This is a genomic window from Aeromicrobium sp. Root344 (assembly GCF_001425755.1).
GTDB lineage: Bacteria > Actinomycetota > Actinomycetes > Propionibacteriales > Nocardioidaceae > Aeromicrobium.
This window is the reverse complement of sequence record NZ_LMDH01000001.1, coordinates 2,088,836-2,109,164: the sequence shown is the minus strand read 5'-3', so window position 1 is coordinate 2,109,164 and position 20,329 is coordinate 2,088,836. Positions and strand designations below refer to the sequence as shown.

18 protein-coding genes and 1 tRNA gene are annotated in these 20,329 nt (G+C 66.0%); 8 read left to right on the top strand and 11 right to left on the bottom strand.

Going from position 1 to position 20,329, the window contains the following annotated elements; genetic code table 11:
• The first annotated feature begins 96 nt into the window (after window positions 1-96).
• On the top strand, window positions 97-933 hold the full coding sequence (locus ASC61_RS10345) for a MerR family transcriptional regulator (protein WP_056211593.1): 837 nt from the start codon (window positions 97-99) through the stop codon (window positions 931-933).
• Between the two features lie 100 nt (window positions 934-1,033).
• Here the strand turns inward: ASC61_RS10345 and ASC61_RS10340 are convergent, their stop codons facing one another.
• From ASC61_RS10340 to ASC61_RS10330, 3 genes are all read right to left on the bottom strand, one after another.
• Window positions 1,034-2,437, bottom strand: coding sequence for an APC family permease (locus ASC61_RS10340; RefSeq protein WP_056211591.1), 1,404 nt, complete (start codon window positions 2,435-2,437; stop codon window positions 1,034-1,036).
• A gap of 113 nt (window positions 2,438-2,550) precedes the next feature.
• Window positions 2,551-2,886 carry a DMT family transporter gene (locus ASC61_RS10335; RefSeq protein ID WP_056211589.1) on the bottom strand — a complete coding sequence of 112 codons (336 nt, stop codon included), beginning with the start codon at window positions 2,884-2,886 and terminating at the stop codon, window positions 2,551-2,553.
• A complete protein-coding gene (locus ASC61_RS10330) occupies window positions 2,886-3,200 on the bottom strand; it encodes a DMT family transporter (RefSeq protein ID WP_056211587.1) in 315 nt (104 codons plus the stop codon). Before ASC61_RS10330 ends, ASC61_RS10335 begins: the two co-directional genes overlap by 1 nt.
• A 78-nt stretch (window positions 3,201-3,278) precedes the next feature.
• Here ASC61_RS10330 and ASC61_RS10325 point away from each other — a divergent pair, with 78 nt between their 5' ends.
• The 4 genes from ASC61_RS10325 to ASC61_RS10310 all read left to right on the top strand — a co-directional run bounded on the left by ASC61_RS10325 (window position 3,279) and on the right by ASC61_RS10310 (window position 9,991).
• Window positions 3,279-3,836 carry a TetR/AcrR family transcriptional regulator gene (locus ASC61_RS10325; protein ID WP_056211585.1) on the top strand — a complete coding sequence of 186 codons (558 nt, stop codon included), beginning with the start codon at window positions 3,279-3,281 and terminating at the stop codon, window positions 3,834-3,836.
• Between the two features lie 837 nt (window positions 3,837-4,673).
• The gene (locus ASC61_RS10320) at window positions 4,674-8,387 is read left to right on the top strand and encodes a YobI family P-loop NTPase (RefSeq protein ID WP_157439445.1); all 3,714 of its coding nucleotides are present in this window, start codon (window positions 4,674-4,676) and stop codon (window positions 8,385-8,387) included.
• Between the two features lie 339 nt (window positions 8,388-8,726).
• The gene (locus ASC61_RS10315) at window positions 8,727-8,906 is read left to right on the top strand and encodes a helix-turn-helix transcriptional regulator (RefSeq protein ID WP_056211580.1); all 180 of its coding nucleotides are present in this window, start codon (window positions 8,727-8,729) and stop codon (window positions 8,904-8,906) included.
• Complete coding sequence (locus tag ASC61_RS10310) at window positions 8,906-9,991, top strand: tyrosine-type recombinase/integrase (protein WP_056211578.1); 1,086 nt, start codon at window positions 8,906-8,908, stop codon at window positions 9,989-9,991. The genes ASC61_RS10315 and ASC61_RS10310 overlap by 1 nt, the downstream gene beginning before the upstream one ends.
• Here ASC61_RS10310 and ASC61_RS10305 read toward each other — a convergent pair.
• Both ASC61_RS10305 and ASC61_RS10300 read right to left on the bottom strand, forming a co-directional pair.
• Window positions 9,991-10,063, bottom strand: a tRNA-Thr gene (locus ASC61_RS10305). The two genes, ASC61_RS10310 and ASC61_RS10305, sit on opposite strands and share 1 nt — an antisense overlap.
• 95 nt (window positions 10,064-10,158) lie before the next feature.
• The gene (locus ASC61_RS10300) at window positions 10,159-10,974 is read right to left on the bottom strand and encodes a hypothetical protein (protein WP_157439444.1); all 816 of its coding nucleotides are present in this window, start codon (window positions 10,972-10,974) and stop codon (window positions 10,159-10,161) included.
• 53 nt (window positions 10,975-11,027) lie between these two features.
• Here ASC61_RS10300 and ASC61_RS10295 point away from each other — a divergent pair, with 53 nt between their 5' ends.
• On the top strand, window positions 11,028-12,200 hold the full coding sequence (locus ASC61_RS10295; protein WP_056211574.1) for an amino acid deaminase/aldolase: 1,173 nt from the start codon (window positions 11,028-11,030) through the stop codon (window positions 12,198-12,200).
• Window positions 12,197-13,501, top strand: coding sequence for a D-arabinono-1,4-lactone oxidase (locus ASC61_RS10290; protein WP_056211572.1), 1,305 nt, complete (start codon window positions 12,197-12,199; stop codon window positions 13,499-13,501). The genes ASC61_RS10295 and ASC61_RS10290 overlap by 4 nt, the downstream gene beginning before the upstream one ends.
• An 82-nt stretch (window positions 13,502-13,583) precedes the next feature.
• Here ASC61_RS10290 and ASC61_RS10285 read toward each other — a convergent pair whose 3' ends face one another.
• The 5 genes from ASC61_RS10285 to ASC61_RS10265 are packed head-to-tail and all read right to left on the bottom strand — an operon-like array spanning window position 13,584 to window position 18,478.
• The gene (locus tag ASC61_RS10285) at window positions 13,584-14,924 is read right to left on the bottom strand and encodes an LLM class flavin-dependent oxidoreductase (RefSeq protein WP_056211571.1); all 1,341 of its coding nucleotides are present in this window, start codon (window positions 14,922-14,924) and stop codon (window positions 13,584-13,586) included.
• Window positions 14,921-15,931 (bottom strand): aliphatic sulfonate ABC transporter substrate-binding protein, encoded by a 1,011-nt coding sequence (locus ASC61_RS10280; RefSeq protein WP_056211568.1) that lies wholly within the window; start codon window positions 15,929-15,931, stop codon window positions 14,921-14,923. The genes ASC61_RS10285 and ASC61_RS10280 overlap by 4 nt, the downstream gene beginning before the upstream one ends.
• Before the next feature lie 47 nt (window positions 15,932-15,978).
• Window positions 15,979-16,692 carry an ABC transporter ATP-binding protein gene (locus tag ASC61_RS10275; protein ID WP_056211566.1) on the bottom strand — a complete coding sequence of 238 codons (714 nt, stop codon included), beginning with the start codon at window positions 16,690-16,692 and terminating at the stop codon, window positions 15,979-15,981.
• Complete coding sequence (locus ASC61_RS10270; protein WP_082530584.1) at window positions 16,689-17,576, bottom strand: ABC transporter permease; 888 nt, start codon at window positions 17,574-17,576, stop codon at window positions 16,689-16,691. The genes ASC61_RS10275 and ASC61_RS10270 overlap by 4 nt, the downstream gene beginning before the upstream one ends.
• Window positions 17,573-18,478: a TauD/TfdA dioxygenase family protein gene (locus ASC61_RS10265; protein WP_056211565.1), complete on the bottom strand. Its 906-nt coding sequence runs from the start codon at window positions 18,476-18,478 to the stop codon at window positions 17,573-17,575. Before ASC61_RS10265 ends, ASC61_RS10270 begins: the two co-directional genes overlap by 4 nt.
• A gap of 341 nt (window positions 18,479-18,819) precedes the next feature.
• Here ASC61_RS10265 and ASC61_RS10260 point away from each other — a divergent pair, with 341 nt between their 5' ends.
• Window positions 18,820-19,308: a flavin reductase family protein gene (locus ASC61_RS10260; RefSeq protein WP_056211562.1), complete on the top strand. Its 489-nt coding sequence runs from the start codon at window positions 18,820-18,822 to the stop codon at window positions 19,306-19,308.
• Window positions 19,309-19,383: 75 nt separating this feature from the next.
• Here the strand turns inward: ASC61_RS10260 and rlmB are convergent, their stop codons facing one another.
• Window positions 19,384-20,328, bottom strand: coding sequence for a 23S rRNA (guanosine(2251)-2'-O)-methyltransferase RlmB (rlmB, locus tag ASC61_RS10255; RefSeq protein WP_056211560.1), 945 nt, complete (start codon window positions 20,326-20,328; stop codon window positions 19,384-19,386).
• Between the last annotated feature and the right edge of the window lies 1 nt (window position 20,329).

Genomic DNA, 20,329 nt, shown 5'->3' with positions numbered 1-20,329 from the left:
ATTCCAGAAACCTACATAGTTCTAGTAGGTTTGTCGAGAGCTGTCCCTACATTTGTCCATGAGGCTTTGTCGGCGGCATGCGCTAGTTTGAGCGGCATGAGCGAACAGAATGCTCTCGACGTGGTGGGCGTCGGCGAGTTAGCCACCCGGGTCGGAGTGAGCCCGCAGACACTTCGGACATGGGAGACCCAGGGTCTGATCACGTCGGAGCGCACCACGGGCGGGCAGCGACGCTATTCGAAGTCCCAGGCCGAGCGGGCCGCTCACATCGCCGCACTGCGCCGCCAGCACGGGTGGAATCCTGCCGCGATACGCACAGCGCTCGGCGATTCGGGCGGCACAACGCAACCGGAGTTTGATCGCGAGAACCGCATGCTCCGCGCAGCCCGCAATCGACGTGGGCTCAGCCTTCGAAAAGCCGCCGCTGCCATCGGGGTGTCCCCCGCTCTCTTGTCGTCTGTCGAGCGAGGACAGGCAGCGGTCTCGACCGAGCTGTTCTCACGTATCGCCGACGCCTATGAGATGCCCATGGCCGCGCTGACTGCCTACGGACCGTCGGATCAGATGGTCATGCGGCGAGATGAGCGTCCGACCGGCCGTGGCAATGTCACGTGGGAGGAACTAGCCTATCCCGGGCACGGCATTGCCCCGTCCCTCGTCACCGTGCCACCCGGAGAGGACAGCGGCGGCGAGTACTCGCGCGGCGGTGACACCTTCGCCTTCGTACTCGCCGGGCAGGTCCGGTTCACGGTCGCGGGGCGCGACGTGATTCTTGACGAGGAGGACTCTCTGCTGGTGCCGACCAGAACCCGATTCTCGTGGTCCAACCCAGCCAAGACGGAGGCGCGGATCATCTGGGTGGAGACGATTGCGCCAGGGTCGTGGTCGGATCCGCACGTCCAGGAACTCGAGACACGCGCTCAGCTCCCGTAGGCCGAGGTCGTCGCTCCCACGCGTGGCCCAGCGCTGGGAGGTCCGGCATGCGCCGCCGACCCGGCCCGGCTCATCAAGGAACCAGGCCGGTCGGTGACCTTCAGACTGCGTCGACGAGCTCCTCGTCGTGCGGCTCATGCCGATTCAGCCATGCCCCGCGCATCAAACCGATGACGAAGGCGCTGGCCACAGATCCCCAGAGGACGGTGTTCACACCTGCGCCGCGCCCGGTGAACAAGTCGAGCTGAGCGACGATCTGCCAGAGGAACACCGACAGCAGGATTGCCGCCAACGCCGGCGCCACTGAGACCTCCCACACGCTGTGGCCACGTCGATTCCTGGCAAAGAAGACGAAGATGGCCACGCTGGCCGCGATCTCCAGGGCTGGAATGCCCATCAGCGCCGGAGTGCTGCCCAGAACGAACAGATCGAGGTAGGGATCTGCGCCGATGATGATGGTGAGCAGCACAGCGGCCGCGGTCAGTGCCGTGTGGGCCACACTGGCGTGCCACGGTGCCCGCGTCTTCGCATTGGCCACGCTGAACCAGCGCGGAATCATGCCGTCCGATCCCATCGCGGCGAGATAGCGGGATGTCGCGTTGTGGAAAGCCAGGACCGATGCGAACCAGCTGAACACCACCATCAGCTCGACGACGTGCCGCATCCAGCTGCCGACATACTCCTGGGTGACAGCGAAGAACACAGCCACTGGATTGGCATTCGCCATCTCGACGGTCTGGCCGCTTCCCAAGGCCACCACGATCGCCCAGCTCACGAACGCGTACATGACCGCCATGAGCACCAGCGCACCGATGGCGGCGCGGCGGATCGACCGCTCGCGGTCCTTGGTCTCAGACGAATAGATGACGCTTGCCTCGAACCCGGCAAAGGCGACGATTGCGAGGGCAAATGCAGTCCCGACCGATCCATCAAGGAGCACGCTCGGTTTGAACGGCTCGAGGGTCAGACCGCTTGCGCCACCTTGGACAAGCACCGCCGTGCAGACCGTGAGCAGAATGACAACCTCGATCACGATGACCACACCAAGAACCCGCGCGTTGAGCTCGACGTTGAGAACTCCGAGAAGTCCCATAAGCGCCGTCCCGATGAGCCCCCACACCCACCAAGGCGCGTTCACGTGAAGGGTGTCAGTGGCGAATCCATCCGCCAGCACCGCAAGAACACCGATCGCCCCAGTGCCTGCCGCCGCGTAGGTCAGCGCCGCCATGAAAGCGGCCCCGGTCCCGGCACTTCGTCCGAGCCCCGCCCTCACGAACTCGTACAGGCCTCCGCGCCGGTCGATGTGCCGTGACATCGCGACATAGCCCACGGCGAAGATGGCAAGGACTACCGCGGTGACGGCGATGGCCAGGGCGTACGCGGTGCTTCCCCGTCCCAGGGCCAGGGGAATGGTTCCGACCGAGAAGCCCAGAGGAGCCGCTGCCGCAATCACGAAGAACAACAGATGTGCGGCGTTCAGCTGCCGCGGTGCTTGGTTCGACATCGCATCCCCTTGGGGGCTCGTACGGCCACGGGACCTCCATGACTTCCCCGGAACCTACGAGTGTCTAGTAGGTTCGTCAAGTGGTTCGGCGGTAATCGTGTCCTCGATTTTCCCTAGCGTCCGTCGGATGCCGGGAGATGCACCAACTTGAGGCCGACCACACAGCCGATCAAACCGGCAAGAAGCACCACCTTTGCTGGCGAGACGGACTCAACTCCACTGATCATCGACCACACAACTGTGAACCCGGCACCCAGGCCAGCCCAGGAGGCGTAGGCAACGCTCATCGGTATGTGCCGGGCGACGTAGGCAAGGGCACCCATGCTCGCCAGGCAAGCAACAGCAAAGACGATCGACGGACTGAGTTGTGTCAGTCCGTCGCTGTGGTCGAGCGCCGTGGCCCATACAGCCTCGAGCACGGCGCTCACCAACAGCACCAGCCATGGCATCAGGCAACCGCCTTCAGGCCGATGACACACACGATGAGACCAGCCAAGAGGGCGGTCCTCACAGCCGTCAGACGCTCCTCACCACGACATACGGCGACCAAGACCGTCAGAACCGCACCGACCCCGACCCAGACTGCATAGGCAGTGCCTACGGAGATCTCCTGCATCGCGTACGCCAGTCCTGCCATGCTCAGTCCGCCGGCCGTCAGGAACACGATCGTGGGGACGATGCGCCGGAAGCCATCGGATGCCGCAATCGCGGTCGCCCAAACAGCTTCCAGCACTCCGGACAACAGAAGGATCGTCCAACTCATATCGGCTCCCACTTATTTTCGCACGACTGTACGAATTCGTTCGGCAGTGTAACCGTACAGGTGTGCCACAATCAATCCATGCCTCGCTCCCTGGACAGAGACGAAAGGCTGGCTGCCGTTTCTCAGGCAGCATGGAGGGTCTTGTCGCGGCAAGGCATCGAAGCCCTCTCGGTGCGCAACGTCGCTGCCGAAGCGGGTCTCGCCCCCAGCTCGCTGCGGTACGTGCTGCCGACGCAGGCCAGCGTTCGAGTTCACGCGATCGAGCTGGTGGTCGAACGATTTTCCGAGCGGATCAACGCTCTAGACCGCTCTCGGGAGGACTGGGCGAGAGCGGCCTTGGCGGAACTGCTGCCCTTGGATGACGAGCGTCGTCTTGAGGTCCGGGTGTTCGTCTCTCTCGGAGCGGCGGCTCTCACGAGCGAGGATCTGGGTGCGGCGTTCGAACGCGCCTTCGCGGCGACTCGCAAGGTCTGTGCCAAGGCCTTGAGGTCGCTGGGCCGGCCGGCCTCACACGTCGAGGTGGCGCGCCTGCACGCGTTGCTCGACGGGTTGGCCGTCCATATGCTGCACCAGGACGTTCGAGCAGATTCTCGCTGGGCGCTCAAGGCTCTGGACGCCCACCTACGTGCCGGGTGAACTTGGTACTCGCCCGCTTGTCGTTCGTATTGAGAACCGCTGCTTTCTGGGCCCGCGCGCGATCGCGTCCAGTGGGCGCGTGGTGTCCGAGTACGTCGTAGCGGCTTCGTCAAGCGCGAGGCCAGCGAGCCCAGCTGGGACGCCGCTCCGGAGCCACAATGGGTCTCCTTGAGGTCGTGAACGGCGGACCCGTGTCCGTCATTGCCAAAAGCCTGTCCGTAGAGACGATCGACGACGTTCCCCCTCAACGCGAAGTGTCCGCCAACATCCACACACCTCTTGCATTCTCGGTGTCCCCTTGCGTCCGTACGAAAGGCCTTAGGGGGCATGAGTGCATACGAGAAGCGCGAAATGCGCGAGGAGAATCGCCGGAAGCTCGCAGGGGGAACATGCCCCCGATGCGGCAACGATGTGCAGAGGAAGCCCATCGGGCGACCGCGAATCTGGTGCTCGCAGGCATGCCGGAGAGCCGCGTACGAGGAACGCCGCGCGTCCGCTCAAGGTGCGATCGCAGTCGAAGTAGTCGACCGTATTCAGACCCTCGAGCACCCGATCGGCACCTGCGTCGACCGAACGCTGGCGTCACCGGCCGGGTGCCGTCGTGTGGTGTACGAGCTGGCCAGGCTAGCCCGGAAAGGAACACTGCAGTCAGAGCCGAAGTGGGATTCAACATTGAGCGCAGTACGAAATGGGCTCTTCGATGCGGTGTATAAGTCAGCCCGCCGCTTCTAGTAGCGGTTCGAGATTCAACCCGAAGCCGGCCGCGAAGGCCATTCGCGCATAGAGGAACGCGCGCCACGGGTCGCTAGCGCTACAAAGGCGCCTTGGTCGCGGCCGATGGAGCGATCCATCAACGCGTTATTCTCACAATTGGTCGCGCACATTCCCTATGATCACCGAGTGTCAGGTATTCGAGCCAAGCTGACGTTTCTCGGCAACGAACGAGATCCCAACGCGCCCGCACTGGACCCACTGACACCGTCGTTCAGTTCCGACGATCACGAGCCCTACGTGAAAGCGCTCGTTGATGCGACCAAGAGCGACGACGAACTCCTTCGAAATATCGCGCTCTCAGGTTCGTATGGCAGCGGCAAGAGCAGCATCCTTCGCGAAGTCGCGAGGAGGGAATCGAAGCGGGCGTTCACGGTCTCGCTGGCGTCCGTTGGTTTAACTGAAGACACGGGTCCCCCTCGGTACCCAACCAATCTCCTCCAGAAGGAGATCCTCAAACAGCTCCTATTTCGAATCGCTCCGAGAAAGGCACCGGCGTCGAGATTTCGCAGGCCCGGACGTCAGTCCTCCTGGCGTCTGGCGAGGGACGTCCTCTCCATAGGCACCTTGGCTGCAGGACTCACATGCCTACTCCGCAATTACGACCCGACCCAAATCATCGACGATTGGCCGAAAAGGTTTCAGGCTGCCGCCATCGCTGGGGCGTTCCTGCTTGGCGCCAACGCCCTCGTTTCTCTCTCAGGCTTCATCGCATACCGGAATCGATCAGTCCAGTTTCGCGCTGGCCCTGCGACACTCAAGCTTGAGGACCCCGCAGGGAACTACTTCGATGATTGGCTCGACGAAATCGTCTACATCTTCGAGATCAGCAAGACAGAACTCGTTATTTTCGAAGACCTCGACCGATTCGACAACCCTGCGATCTTTGATGATCTTCGAGACTTGAACACGGTGCTCAACAACGCTCAACAGGTGCATGGCGGCAGCCGCCTAAGGAGGGCTAGGCGAGTCCAGTTCGTCTATGCAATCCGAGACAGCGTTTTTGATTTCGAAAGGGGATCCGCCAGTCAAGGCGCTGCGGTCGATAGAGCGAAGTTCTTTGACTTGATAGTGCCGGTCGTTCCCTTCTTGACGCACGAGAGTTCAACCGACCACGTATGGGCAACTGTCCGCCAGGCGGCCTCGGATATACCTAACGACCTGATCGATCTCGTGTCGTCCAGTCTGGTCGACATGCGGCTTATCAAGAACATCCGAAACGAATTTCTGATGTTCCGTGAAGTCACGAGTTCCGGTACACAGGCGCTTACCACCCTCACTTCGGCCGGCTTGTTCGCAATGGTCGTGTACAAGAACCTCTATTTGTCCGACTACGAACAAATCCGCAACGGAACGTCAGACCTCGACGAGGTGTACAGGATGAGCCGTATCGTTTCCGGCGCAGCGATCCGTCGGATCGATCGAGACCTCGCATCGATCCAGAACGCTGAAACGTCTCGTGATCGCGCTGTGACGTTCAGCGACGAACTGCACACCCATCTGGTCCGGATGAAGCGCCAACTCGGGCTCGATTCGGACTCCCAGATCGAGTTCACGGTCGGAGACCAAACGTTCGAGCCGGACGACACCGATACCACCGCGTTCTGGGAGGGCGTCACGAATGAGGGTCTGCTCGGAGTCACCCTGGGAGATGATGAAGCATCCCTTTCGATCACAGTGGACGACATGGTCGACTTGCTCGGATTCGACCCGCGGTCCCTGGCCCCAACCGCCGCGGAGGAGACCGATTGGATTGAGGAGCGAGAGAAGCTCGTTGCTCGCAAAGCGAAGCTGTCCCACTCCGCGATGCGCGACCTGATCGGCGACAGCACCCTTTCGATCACCACTGAGGATCCCGACGCTGAGCACGAAGGTGAGCAGATCACCTACGCGGAGTATTGCCGCCGAACGCTGCCCGACTCATTGGCTTTCGAACTCCTCGCGCGAGGCTACATCGACGACAACTTCACGCTGTACGTCTCTCGATACAACGACAGCCGGGTAAGTACCACTGCGAAGCGATACCTCATCCACAACGTGCGTCAGAACCTTTTCGACCCATTCTTCGAACTTACTCCGGCTGATGCCGCAGCCGTTATCGAGCGAATGGAGCGTCAGGAGGACGATGGTGACGGGGTCTTGAACGTTTCGATCTTCGATCAGCTCCTCAGTCAACCCCAATCCAGGCTCTTGGAAATGGCCGCGGACCGGCTGTGCGCGGGCGGTGAACGTGAATCGGGTTTCACCACAGACTATTTGAGAAATGGTGCCCGACCATTGGCTCTCGTCACTGCCCTAGCGCCGAGGTGGGCCGCCGGATTCGAATTCCTCGCTCACTCCGACGGTGTCGCGGAACCTCGCCGAACAGAGTTCCTCGGCGCATTGCTCGCCGGCGCCGCAGCCGAAACAGCGTACGAGTTGGGCGATCCCACCCGCGACCTGCTCTCGCGCATGCTGCCGGATATCGCCGTCCCATCTCCACCGGAAGCTGACGGTGGGGCCGATTCCCAATCGCTGCTTCAGATGATCCAGATTTTGGACCTGAAACCACTAGAGCTCGCGCGCCTTGACGCTGCGATCGCAGATGGCCTCGTCGACTCGGGGCATTACGAGATCAACCCGTCAAACTTGACGTATGCCCTCGGAGAGCACTCCGACCTCGCCCTCGAAACAATTCGCGACAAGAAGCCCGCCGTGTATTCGGTCATCCTCGAAGATCTTTCGTCGTTCATAAAGTCGGCTCGCAGTCTCAATCCACGCTGGCACTCGATTCGAGACCCGAAGGAATTCGAGTCAGTGCTCTCCGACATCCGGCGGGTCGCGCCCGAGGTCGACGCCATCGTCCGCTACTCAAATCATCGTTGCCAAGTTGGTCGACTCACCGCCGTCGACTCGACGTATTGGCCGGCGCTAGTCGAACACTCCCGCCTCCGATTCACTGTCGCGAATGCAGCCCTCTACGTGCATCGATTTGGTCTAGATGACACGATCATCAAGTTCTTGAACGGCGGGCGCCCGAGCGACATCGGCGTTTCAGCGATCGACCCCGACGTGCGAAACACCTTCGCACGAGCCGTCCTGCAATCTGACGGCCGCATACGCGGTGGCGCGCGGGTCGTGGTTCGGCTAGCCCGCTCTGCGCAACCTTCTCGCCCGATGCCGGCGTCAACTCTGCCGCTGGGACCACCAGCGCTGATAGGTGAGGCCCTTCGGACCCACCTCGTCAAGCTTGACGCTCTCCTATTCGAACATCTCGCCTCGGCTGAGTGGTCCGTAAAGGAGCGAGCGATCAAGGTTTCGTCAAAATCATTTCCGTCAATCGTCTCGTCGGACCTTCTGAGTAGAGCCGACTGGATCCGCTTCTTTCAAAGTCGAGTCTTGTCACACACAGTTCGCGATGCCGTCTTTTCTCAGATGGAAGACATCCTCGGCGATTCCAACCCGGCCTATCCCGCGCTCGTGGAGTGGGCGGTTCGGCGCAATCGCAGATGCACCGATCTCCAATTCAGGCACCTAGTGACCACATCTGCCTCGCCTCGCTCGTTGTTCGTGTTGCTAGCCCAGAACCGGCGCACGGTCACACCAGCAGAAGCGACCGAGATAGTTCAGCTGATTGGCGAACCGTTCACCGGTTTGACGAAGAAGTGGCGCACCGTTGAGATTCCCTACACGCCTGCTGTCCAGGCACTACTCGAGCAAATGACAGGCACCTGGCCGATTGCCAAGGTCAAACCGATCAATGCCGACCGCCTGAAGGTGACGACAAGGCGAAGCCTTTGAAGATGACCTGACATTCAAGGTCACGCACTCATCAGGGCCAGGATCACATGCCCGCAATCTGACAGCTCGCTGGGCAAATTCCGAAGCGACGCTCAAGATCACCGGTGGCAAACCGCGATTGGTGCACCGCAGAGAACGTTCCCCCGAAAGTTCGACGCTCCCTGGCCCTAGGACACATGGCATCGGGCCTTAGGGGTTGTGCCCGTATCCACAGGGCGCAGGCCATGCAACTGGTTCTCCACAGATGTCACTCGAGCCGGAGCGTACCCCACCTCACCGGCTCAGACTGGAGGGTCGAGATGGCTATCCACTATCGGGGTGGGAGGACGGACGAGTGCCATGACAGAGATTCAGCTGCTGACGCCGGCGCAGGTTGGGAAGATCCTCGGCGTCACGCCTTCGACGCTGTGCCGGTTGCGCCAGACCGGCAAGGGGCCGCGGTTCGTGTGGGTCACCGACCACACACCGCGCTACCGCGAGGACGAGCTGCTCGCGTACATCGAGGAACGAGCGTCCTGATGCCCGTCCGCAAGGACCGCTCGGGGCGCTGGCGAGCGACGCTCAAGAACGGCCGCGAGTACGTGACCAGCAAGACGTTCGACACCAAGCGCGAAGCCGATGGATGGCTGAGCCGGGAGAAGGCCGCCCTCGCTGGCGGGACCGATCCGCGTGCTGGCGAGGTTCAGGTGCGCAAGGCGTTCGCCACCTATATGGAGTCACGACGGCACACCGTCGCGGTGAAGACCTACAAGGCCGACATGGAGATGGTGAAGCTGATGCCGCCCAATCTCGGCAACCTGCACCTAGGGCGGGTGACCGATCGCGAGGTTCAGCGCGTCCTAGATGCCTGGTCGCGCCGGTACGCGGAGTCGTCAGTCAAAAGATTCCGCGCGGTGCTGTCGGGCTTCTTCTCGTGGACCGTGCGCGAGCGACTGCGCGTCGACAACCCTGTTGCTCGCACGAGCGTGGCGCACCAGGTGCTGCCGGCTCAGGGCATGCAGCCGTTCACCGAGCCCGAGCTGGTCGACGTCCGCAGCGACATCGCGGCGTACGACGACCACCTCGCCGATGTCGTCTGGCTGCTCGCCTGGACCGGTCTGCACTGGTCCGAGGCGCGCGAGCTGCGAGTCGCCGACTTCATCGAGGTGCCGATGCCCCGGCTGGTCGTCCGTCGATCCGCGCCCGAGTCGGTGGAGCCCAAGTCGACCAAGAGCGGCCGGACCCGTCACATCCCGTTGTCCGAGGAGCTGCTGCCGCTGGTGCGCAGCATGGCGAAGGACAAGGGCGCCGACGACCTGCTCCTCACCTCGTCCAGCGGCGGGCGGCTGCACGCCGCCGGGTTCAAGCGGTCCATCCGCTGGACCACCACCGGGCGGGGCCGGCGGCTGCACGACCTGCGGCACACCGCGGCGTGCCTCTGGCTGGCCTCGGGGGTGTCGATCTCGACGGTCCAGGCATGGCTCGGGCACTCGTCGCTGCAGACCACGCAGATCTACGTGCACTACCTCGGCGACAGCGCCGATCAGGCCGGTCTGGAGGTCCTCAACCGGCGGGGGAGCGCCGGGGGTGCGCGGCCCGAATCATCGAACCCGATTTTCCCTTGAGCCTCCGACAGGATTCGAACCCGCGACATCCTCATTACAAGTGAGGCGCTCTACCAACTGAGCTACAGAGGCGTACGGGCCGAAGCCCGGGTCCATCGTAGTGGGTGAGGCGCGCGGTGGTTTCGAGGCTCCACGTCGCTCCAGACCTCAACCAGCGAGAAGAGCCCTCAGGCCTGGCCGTTGCGGCAGCGCTCGACGTAGTCGGGATCGAGCCGGTCGTGCGCGAGCAGCTCGGGCATCTGCACCGTCGATCCCCTGCCGATGCGGATGAACGTCTGGAGGTCATCGAGGGAGTCCGCGCGGTCGCTGTCAGGCACCAGCGCGTCGTCGAGCGCCAGGGCACAGTCACTGGCACCGAACTCCTGCCACCCACCGCCGATGCCGAAGTCGTCGGTCGTGTCCTTGTACGCGCTGAGGCTGTGCACCCGCAGCACGCCGATGACCCGGCTCGGCCCGTTGCCGATCCGCACCTCGTACGCGGCGCGGGTCTGCAGCTCGAGGCGTACGAACGACTCGTTGGCCTGGTCCTTCTCCGTCGAGACGTGCCACGCTGCGGTGACCATGGGCGTGCCGACGACCGTGACGTCGTCGCCGAACACGTTCGCCACGGCGAGGTGTGGCGAGACCACACCCCTGAGCTGCTCCTCGTACGTGCTGGCGGTGTCCTTGGGCAGCACCGCGCGGACGTCGCTGAGCGGGTCGCCGCTGTGCCACATGCCGTCGTCGACGGTGCTCAGCCGCGCCCACTTCTTGAGCACCGCGGCCATCCGGTCGAGCGTCTCGGCGTCGAAGCCGGCCGGTGCCGCCGGCACCTCGGGCACGACGAGACGTCCCTGCGCCGTCGGCCAGTCGAGCTTGAGCGACTCGAAGGTGATGGCGCGGGCCGTCGTCGCGGTCGGCGTCGGCTCGGGGTCCGACGAGCCCGACGTGCAGCCCGACACCACGATCGCCACCGCCAGGAGAAGTGGGGTGAGCCTGCGCATCGGTCCAGTATCCGCGACCGGTTCCTGCACCGGCGGTGCGACATACTGACGGCGTGCCACAAACGTCCAGCCCGTACGCCCGACTGCTCGCCGCGACACAAGACCTGGACACCCCGTTCGCGGTGATCGACGAGCCGGCGCTGTGGGCCAACGCCGATGACCTCGTACGCCGGGCCGGCGGCGTACCGATCCGCGTCGCCAGCAAGTCCGTGCGCGTGCGGTCGATCCTCGAGGGCACGCTGGCCCGCGACGGCTTCGCCGGCGTCATGTCGTACTCGCTCGCCGAGTCCAACTGGCTCGTCGACAACGGGATCGACGACATCCTGCTGGCCTATCCCACGACGAGCCGCGGCTCGCTCGACTATCTCGTCGCCGACGAGCGGCGCCGCGCGCAGATCACCGTGATGGTCGACAGCACCGAGTCGCTCGACCACATCGACAGCCTGCTCGGGGCCGGCCACCCGTCGATCCGAGTCTGCATCGACGTCGACTCCTCGCTCAAGCTGGGGCCGGTGCACCTCGGCGTGCGCCGCTCCCCCGTGCACACCGCCGAGCAGGCCGGCACGCTGGCGACAGCCATCGCCGCCCGGCCGGGCTTCGACCTTGTCGGGGTGATGTTCTACGACGCACAGATCGCCGGCCTTCCCGACTCGTCGCCGGCCGTACGCCTCGTCAAGAAGCGCTCCGCCGCCGACCTGCTGGAGCGCCGGTCCGAGGTCGTCGCCGCGGTGTCCCGGCGCGCCAAGCTCGAGATCGTCAACGCCGGTGGCACCGGGAGCCTCGAGGTCACCGGCCAGGACCCGGCGATCACCGAGCTCACCGCCGGCTCGGGGCTGTTCGCGCCGACGCTGTTCGACGGCTACGACGCGTTCGAGGCGCGCCCTGCGGCGTACTTCGTGCTCTCGGTCGTACGCAAGCCGGCTCCGGACATCGCGACACTGTTCGCCGGCGGCTACATCGCGTCGGGGCCGACCAACAAGAACCGGCAGCCGACGCCGACGTGGCCCGAAGGGCTCAAGGCGATCGGCACCGAGGGCGCCGGCGAGGTGCAGAGCCCGGTCAAGGGCTCAGCCGCGCGCGAGCTGTCGATCGGTGACCGGGTCGTCATGCGCTATGCCAAGGCCGGCGAGATGTGCGAGCGCTTCGACGAGGTCGCGCTGGTCGCCGCCGACGGCGTCGTCACGCGCGTCCCGACATATCGCGGAGAGGGCAAGAACTTCGGATGACCGAGCGCCAGCGAGGGACCACGTGGACCAACTGGAGCCGCAGCGTCGAGACCCATCCCGTACGCGTCGAGCACCCGGTCTCCACCGCCGACGTCCAGCGGATCGTGCGCGAGGCCGGGGACCTGAAGGTCAAGGCCGTCGGCGCCAGCCACTCGTTCACCGCGATCGCCGCGACTGACGGCGTCCTGCTGCGGCTCGACCGGATGAACGCGATCCTGGCGCACGACGCGGCGACACGCCGCGTACGCGTGCAGGCCGGGATGTCGCTCCACGACCTCAACCCGAGGCTCAAGGCGTTGGGCCTGGCGCTGCCCAACCTGGGCGACGTCGACCCGCAATCCGTCGCCGGCGCGGTGTCGACCGGCACGCACGGCACCGGCGGCAAGCTCTTCGGCATCTCCGCTGCGGTCGTCGCCGTGCAGCTCGTGACGGCCGACGGCGAGGTGCTGGAGATCGACGAGACGCACGCGTGGTTCGGCGCCGCCCGGGTCACCCTCGGGGCGCTGGGCATCGTGACCGAGGTGACGCTGCAGTGCGTGCCCGCATTCCTGCTGCACGCCCGCGAGGAGCCGATGGCCCTGCCGGACGTGCTCGACCAGGTCGACGCACTCGTCGCCGACAACGACCACTTCGAGTTCTACTGGTTCCCGCACACCGAGAAGGCGCTGACCAAGCGCAACAACCGCGTCGCCGAGGGCACGGAGCGCCGGCCCGTCGGCCGGTTCAAGCACTGGCTCGACGACGAGTTCCTCAGCAACACGGTGTTCGAGGGACTCAACCGTGTCGTCGCCCGCCAGCGCTCGTGGATCCCCCGCCTCAACTCCGTCGCCGCCTCGGTGCTGAGTGCGCGGGAGTACGTCGACGACTCGTTCAACGTGTTCGTGTCGTCGCGGACCGTACGCTTCCGGGAGTCGGAGTTCGCGATGCCCCGCGAGGCCCTGCCGTCGGTGCTCGCCGAGCTCAAGGCGTGGTTCGGCGCCGGCCACGAGAACATCTCGTTCCCGATCGAGGTACGTTTCACCGCCGCCGACGACGTGTGGCTGTCGACGGGTCACGAGCGCGCCAACTGCTACGTCGCGGTGCACCAGTACTGGCGCAGCGACTACCAGGCCTACTTCGCCGCGGCCCAGGACATCTTCACGGCGCACGAGGGGCGTCCCCACTGGGGGAAGATCCACACCCTCGATGCGTCGTACTTCGCCGACCGCTACGCCCGGTTCGGCGACTTCGTGAACGTACGCAACGAGCTCGACCCCGCCCGTACGTTCAGCAACACGTACCTCGACCAAGTCCTGGGCTGACCCAAGCAACCGCGATGTGGCGGGTGAACCACCACAGGCACCTGGGCCGATGGTGGTTTAGCCGCCACATCGCGGCGCAGCCCTAGACGCCGGCCAGCTCCCTTGCGTGGAACTGGTTGGCGGGCTTCGCGAGACCGTAGTGCTCCCGCAGCGTCGTGCCGGTGTAGTCCTCGCGGAAGAGCCCGCGCGAACGCAGGATCGGCAGCACGTGCTCGATGAACGCCTCGAGCCCTGACGGCAGCGCCGGGCCCATGACGTTGAAGCCGTCCGCTGCACCATCGGTGAACCACGCCTCGATCGTGTCGGCGATCTGCTCGGGCGTCCCGGCGACAGTGTGGTGACCCCGGCCGCCGCCGAGCTTCGACAGCACCTGGCGGACCGTGAGGTCCTCCCGTGTCGCGAGCTCGACGATCAGGTCGGCGCGGCTCTGGAAGCCCTCGACCGTCGGCCGGTCGACCACAGACCGCGGCAGCCGCTCGTCGAGTGCCAGCGAGTCGGCCGGCACCTCGAGGATCGTCGACAGCTGCAACAGCCCGTACTCGGGGACCCGCAGGTCGTCCAGCTGCTGCGCGAGCCGCTGGGCCTCCGCCTCGCTCGAGCCGATGACCGGCACGATTCCCGGAAGCACCTTGATCCCGTCGGGATCACGGCCGATCCTGCGGGCCCGGTCCTTGATGTCGGCGTAGAAGTCCTGCGCCCGCTCGATCGTCTGGTGCGCCGTGAAGATCGCCTCCGCGTACGCCGCAGCGAACTGCTTGCCGTCATCGGACGACCCGGCCTGCACCAGCAGCGGATAGCCCTGAGGAGGACGCCGTACGTTCAGGGCACCCTCGACGCGGAAGTACTGGCCGCGGTGCCGGATCGGGTGGATCCGCTCGGGATCGGCGAACCGGCCGGCCGCCTTGTCACCGACCCGCGCCTCGTCCTCCCAGCTGTCCCAGAGCTTGAGCGCGACGTCGAGGAACTCCGCCGCCCGTTCGTAGCGTGCCCCGTGACCCAGGGTGAAGTCGAGGCCGAAGTTGTCGGCCTCGCGCTGGGTCGCGGAGGTCACGATGTTCCACCCCGCACGCCCGCCGCTGACGTGGTCGACCGAGGCCAGCCGGCGAGCGAGGTTGTAGGGCGAGTTGTACGTCGTGGAGACCGTCGCGATGAGCCCGATCCGGCTCGTCGCCGCCGCCAGCGCGGTCAGCAGCGTCAGCGGCTCGAGCTGTCCCGGCGGGCGGAACTCCCCCGAGCCCTGCAGCGCCGGTCCGTCGGCGAGGAACAGCGAGTCGAACTTCGCGTCCTCGGCGAGCTTCGCCAGGCGTACCCAGTGCTGCAGGTCGAAGTCCGCGTCGACGTTGCTCTCCGGCAGCCGCCAGGCCGCCTCGTGGTGACCGGCCTCCATCAGGAACGCGTTGAGGTGGAGCTGACGCGCGCTCACGAGGCACCGAACCCGGCGGGCAGGACGTTGTCGATGACCTGGTCGACGTCGACCTTGGTGGTGATCTCGCCGGCGTCGAGGAAATTGTCGGCCAGCTTCTGCTCACCCTTGGCCTGCGCCGGGGTGACCGCGCCGATCTTGAAGCTCCACGCCGCGATGTTCTTCTCGATGACCTTGGGGTCCAGGCCCGTCTCCTTCACGAGCGCCTCGACGTGCTTGTCGGGGTTCTTGTGGGCGTAGCCGTACGCCGTGGCGAGCCGCTTGAGCACGTCGGCGAGGGCCTTGCGCTTGACCGGGTCATCGAGCGTCTTCTTGGACGCGACGTAGAACTGGCTGCCGTAGTCGAGCGGCGGCACGCCCTTGGCGATGACCCGCGCACCCTGCGACACCGCGAGCGACGACTGCGGGTCCCAGATCGCCCACGCGTCGACCTTGCCCGCAGCGAACGCGCTCTGGCCGTCGGCCGGCGGCAGGAACACGAACTTCACGTCCTTGGGCGTCAGCCCGACGCTCTGGATCGCGTTGAGCGCCAGGCCGTGGGCCGAGCTGCCCTGCGGGATCGCGATGCGCTTGCCCTTGAGGTCCGCGAGTGTCTTGATGGGCGATCCCTTCGGCACGAGGATGTTCTCCAGCGCGCGGTCGGGATCCGTCGGGGTCTGGATCGCGACGATCCGGAAGCCGAGCGTCTTGGCCGCACCCGTGATCGGCGGCACGGCACCGACGCTGCCGAGGTCGATGTCGCCGGAGGCCGCAGCCTGGACGAGCGGCGGACCGTACTCGAACTTGGCGTACTTGATCTTGTACGACGCGGAGTCGAACGCGCCGGACTCCTTGGCCAGCTCGACGATGCCGTCGCTCTGCTCACCGATCGTGAAGGTGTACTTCTTCCACTGGGGATCGACCTTCTTGACGGTCGACGAGTCGGCGGCCCCACCGCACGCGGTCAGTGTGCTCGCGAGCGCGAGCGCACCGAGGGCGGCGGCGATCTTGGGCAGGGTGCGGTTCATGGTGGAGCTCCTTGAGGGGTTGGTACGGAAGGGGATGGGGTGAAGGTTCAGTGGACGGCGGCGAGTCCGAGGTCGCCGAGCAGCGCTGCCCGGAGGTCCTCACGCGCCGCGCTGATCGCGCGCTCGTCCTGGTCGAGCCGGACGTCGTACGCGCTGCCGATCCGGCCGTCGCTCATCACGAGGATCCGGTCGGCGAGCGCAATGGCCTCGTCGACGTCGTGGGTGACGAGCAGCATCGCGGCGTTGTGCTTGCGACGCAGCTCGCGGACGAGGTCGTGCATCCGCAGCCGGGTGATGGCGTCGAGCGCGGCGAACGGCTCGTCGAGCAGCACCAGGTCGGGCTCGGTGACGAGAGCACGGGCCAGCGACACGCGTTGCGCCTCGCCACCCGACAGCGTCTTGGGCCAGGCGCGGGCGTGATCCTTGAGCCCGACCTCGTCCAGCACGGCCAGGGCGCGCTCGTCGGCGCCGGCCTCGTACAGGCCGATCGTGACGTTGCGCAGCACCCGCTGCCACGGCAGCAGCCGGTCGTTCTGGAAGACGATCGCCCGCTCCTTGGGCACGGTGACCGTCCCGGCATCAGGCCGGTCGAGGCCGCCCAGCAGGCGCAGCAACGTGCTCTTGCCGCAGCCGGACGGGCCCAGCAGGACGACGAACTCGGACTCGCCGATCGTCAGGCTCAGGTCGTCCAGGACGACCCGGTCGCCGAACTGGCGGCGGACGTCGCGGACGTCGACGGAGGTGGTGGTCGCGGTGCTCATTGCGCCTCATAGCTCGGGCGCCACTGCAGCAGCACCCGCTCGAGAATGCGGACGAACTGGTCGGCCAGGAGCCCGATCACGGCATAGATCACGAGCCCGAGGAAGACCTGGTCGGTGCGCAGGTAGGTCTGCGCACGGTTGATGAGGTAGCCGATCCCGGCGTTGGCGTTGACGGTCTCCGCCGCCACGAGCCCCAGCACGCTGTAGGCAAGCGAGAACCGCAGCCCGACCAGGAACCCGGGCAACGCACCGGGCAGCAGCACCCGGCTGATCAGTCGTGCTCGACCGACCCCGGCTGCCCTGGCCATCTCGATCAGGCGTTGGTCGACACCGCGGATCGCGGCGAACAGGTTGAGGTACATCGGCACGCCGGCACCGAACGAGATCAGCAGCACCTTGGTCAGCTCGTCGATGCCGAACCAGACGATCATCAGCGGCAGCACCGCCAGGAGCGGGATCGTGTGCACGATCTGCACGACGCCGTTGAACAGGTACTCCCCCGATCGCAGGAGGCCGGCGATGATGCCCGTCGTGATGCCGATCGTGAGGCCGATCGCCAGCCCGATCCCGACTCGTCGAAGCGAGGTGGTGAGATCGGTGCCGAGCTCGCCGATCTTCCACAGGTCGATGCCGGCCTGGATGATCGCGGTCGGCGCCGGGGCGATCTTCTCCGGCAGCCAGCCGAGCTCGCTGGTGACCTGCCAGAGCACGAGGATCGCGACGGGCGTCGTGTAGATCCCGAGCGGCCAGCGCACACGACGGCGCAGGCGAGTCAGGCCACCCGCGCTTCCGGCCGGAGCCGTGAACGTCTCGGTCGCCCGCTCGCGCGGCGCCGTCGCAGCACGTGGCGAACGTACGCGGGCCGGTGCGAATCCGGTGCTCATGCGGCCGACCTGCTCTCGGCGATGCTCGAGTAGTGGCTCGAGTCACCCGTGATGACGTACGACTGCGTGCCGCCGACCGAGACCGGCACGTCGCCGGCGATCGTGATGCGCTCGAGGCGGCGCGGCTGGTCGTCGTAATTGTCGATCGCGTAGTGCTGCGTGATCCGGTTGTCGAAGATCAGCAGCTGGCCCGGCGACCACGACCAGCGCAAGATGTTCTCGGGCCGCGTGACGTACGCCTGCAGGAGGCGCAGCAGGTCACGCGACTCGGTGTGGGACAGCCCGACCAGGCGCCGGACGAACCCGCCGATGAACAGGCCGCGCTCCCCCGTCTCCGGGTGCACGCGGACGACGGGATGGGCCGTCTCGTAGACCGTCGAGGTGAACGTGTCGTTGTACGCCTTCTGGTGATCCGTCAGCGTCTCGGGCGGGACCGCGTAGTCGTAGTCGTTGGAGTGCACCGCCCAGAGTCCATCGGCGAGCTCGCGCAGCGCCGGCGGCAGGTCGCGGTAGGCCCCGGCCGCGTCGGCGATCAGCGTCTCCCCGCCGTACGAAGGCACCGTGATGCTCCGCAGCGTCGAGATCGCCGGCGGGTTGATCACGAACGTGACGTCGGTGTGCCACTGGTTGGCCTTGCTCTCGGTGCTGTCGACGGCGAGCACCGCGGCGCTGCCCTCGGCCGGTGGCACCGTCGGGTGCGCTGCGGTCAGGTCACCGAAGTAGCCGGCGATGCGCTCCTGGCCCTGCTGGTCGAGGTCGGCGCCGTCGAACACGATCGCCTTGTGCGTGTTGAGCGCCTGGCGGATCGCCGCGACGGTCTCCCGGTCGAGCGGGGCGGACAGGTCGACGCCGGTGATCTCGGCACCGATGCGGCTGGTGAGCTTGCGGACGGAGATGGTCATGCGGGTTCCTTCGATGGACGTACGGACGTGCGGGACTGGCGGAGCGCTGGGTCAGCGACAGGTCGCGCTGTGGGTCCGCATCAGGTCGACCGCGAGGCGGGCGACGAGCCGTGGCATCGAGTTCATGCCGATGACGCTAGGGCCGCGAAAGCGCAGGTCACGGACCATTTCGCGGACTGGACCGTCCCGTCCGACCGGTCGGATCTGTGCTATCCCGCGCGTTGCGCGCGAAGCACAGCTCGCCCGCATCCAGCGTCGGGTCTCAGGATCTGAGCCGAGACGAGGGCGGCCTGCTGAGCGCCCAGACTCGGGACCACATGCTCTCGGGAGAGGACCGACGAATGACCGTCACGAGTGACGTGCGGCTGGAACAAGGCCTGCGGGCCACGATGGGGAACCTCGTTGCCGGCCTCAACGTGGTCACCACCTCGGCTGGCGGTTCGCCGCACGGCACGACCGTCAGCGGAGTGATGTCGCTGTCGATGAACCCGCCGATGGTGCTCGTCTCGCTCGGCGTACGTTCGCGGCTGCTCGCGAGGCTCGCCGAGGGCACCCGGTTCGGCATCAACATCCTGGCCGCCGACCAGGACCAGGTCGCGTTGCGGTTCTCCGGCTCGACGCCTGATCGCTTCGCCGACGTGCCGTGGTTCGAGGACCACGGTGCGCCACGGATCGTCGACGCCCACGGCTGGGTCGCCGCGGACGTGGAGGCCCTAGTCCCGGGCGGCGATCACGTGATCGTGCTCGGCCGCGTCATCGACGCCGTGCCGTCAGCCGGAGCCCCACTGTCGTACCACCAGCGCACGTTCGGCACCCATAAGGCGTTCTGAACCGCCGCGATGTGGCGGGTCAACCACCACAGGGTGGCACTTGCGTGGTGGTCCACCCGCCACATCGCGGCGCGTCTAGGCGCGGACCTGGGCGATTGCGTAGAGCGCGATGCCGGCGGCGACTCCTGCATTCAGACTTTCGAGTCCCGTGCTCATGGGGATCGACACGATCTCGTCGCACGTCTCGCCGACGAGGCGGGACAGGCCCTTGCCCTCGCTGCCGATCACGACGACGACCGGGCCGTCGACCATCTGCGACTGGGCGATGCCGACCGTGCCGTCGGCGGCGAGCCCGACGACCATGCAGCCGGCGTCCTGGAAGTCCTTGAGCGTGCGGGTCAGGTTGGTGACCCGGGCGACCGGCACGCGCGCGGCAGCGCCGGCCGAGGTCTTCCATGCTGCGGCGGTGATCTGGGCGGCCCGGCGCTCGGGGATGACGACGCCGTGTGCGCCGAACCCGGACGCGGACCGGATGATCGCTCCGAGGTTGCGGGGATCCGTGACGCCGTCGAGCATCACGATCAACGCCGGCTCGTCGCGCTCCGCAGCCAGCTCCAGCAGGTCCTGGGGGTTGGCGTAGTCGTACGCGTTGAGCTTGGCCGCGATGCCCTGGTGCACGGCACCGCCGGTGAGCTTGTCGAGCTCGAGGCGGCCGATCTCGAGCAGGCTGACGTGCTGCTCGGCGGCGAGCTTGAAGATCTCGCGGACCTTCTCGTCGCGGTCGGTGCCCTCGGCGACGTAGAGCGCGTGCACCGGCACGGTGGCCTTGAGCAGCTCGAGCACCGAGTTGCGCCCGGCGACCCACTCGGCGGCGTCACCCTGCTTGCGCTTGGGACGGGCCTGCTCACGCTTCTGCGCGGCGTTCTTCATCTTGTAGAGCTTGTGGTTGGGGCGGTCCTCCGCGCGCGGGGTCGGGCCCTTGCCCTCGAGCCCCTGGCGTCGCCGGCCACCCGAACCGGCGGTGGGGTTGCCCTTGCCGGTCTTCTTGATCGCGCCTCTGCGCTTGCTGTTGCCTGGCATG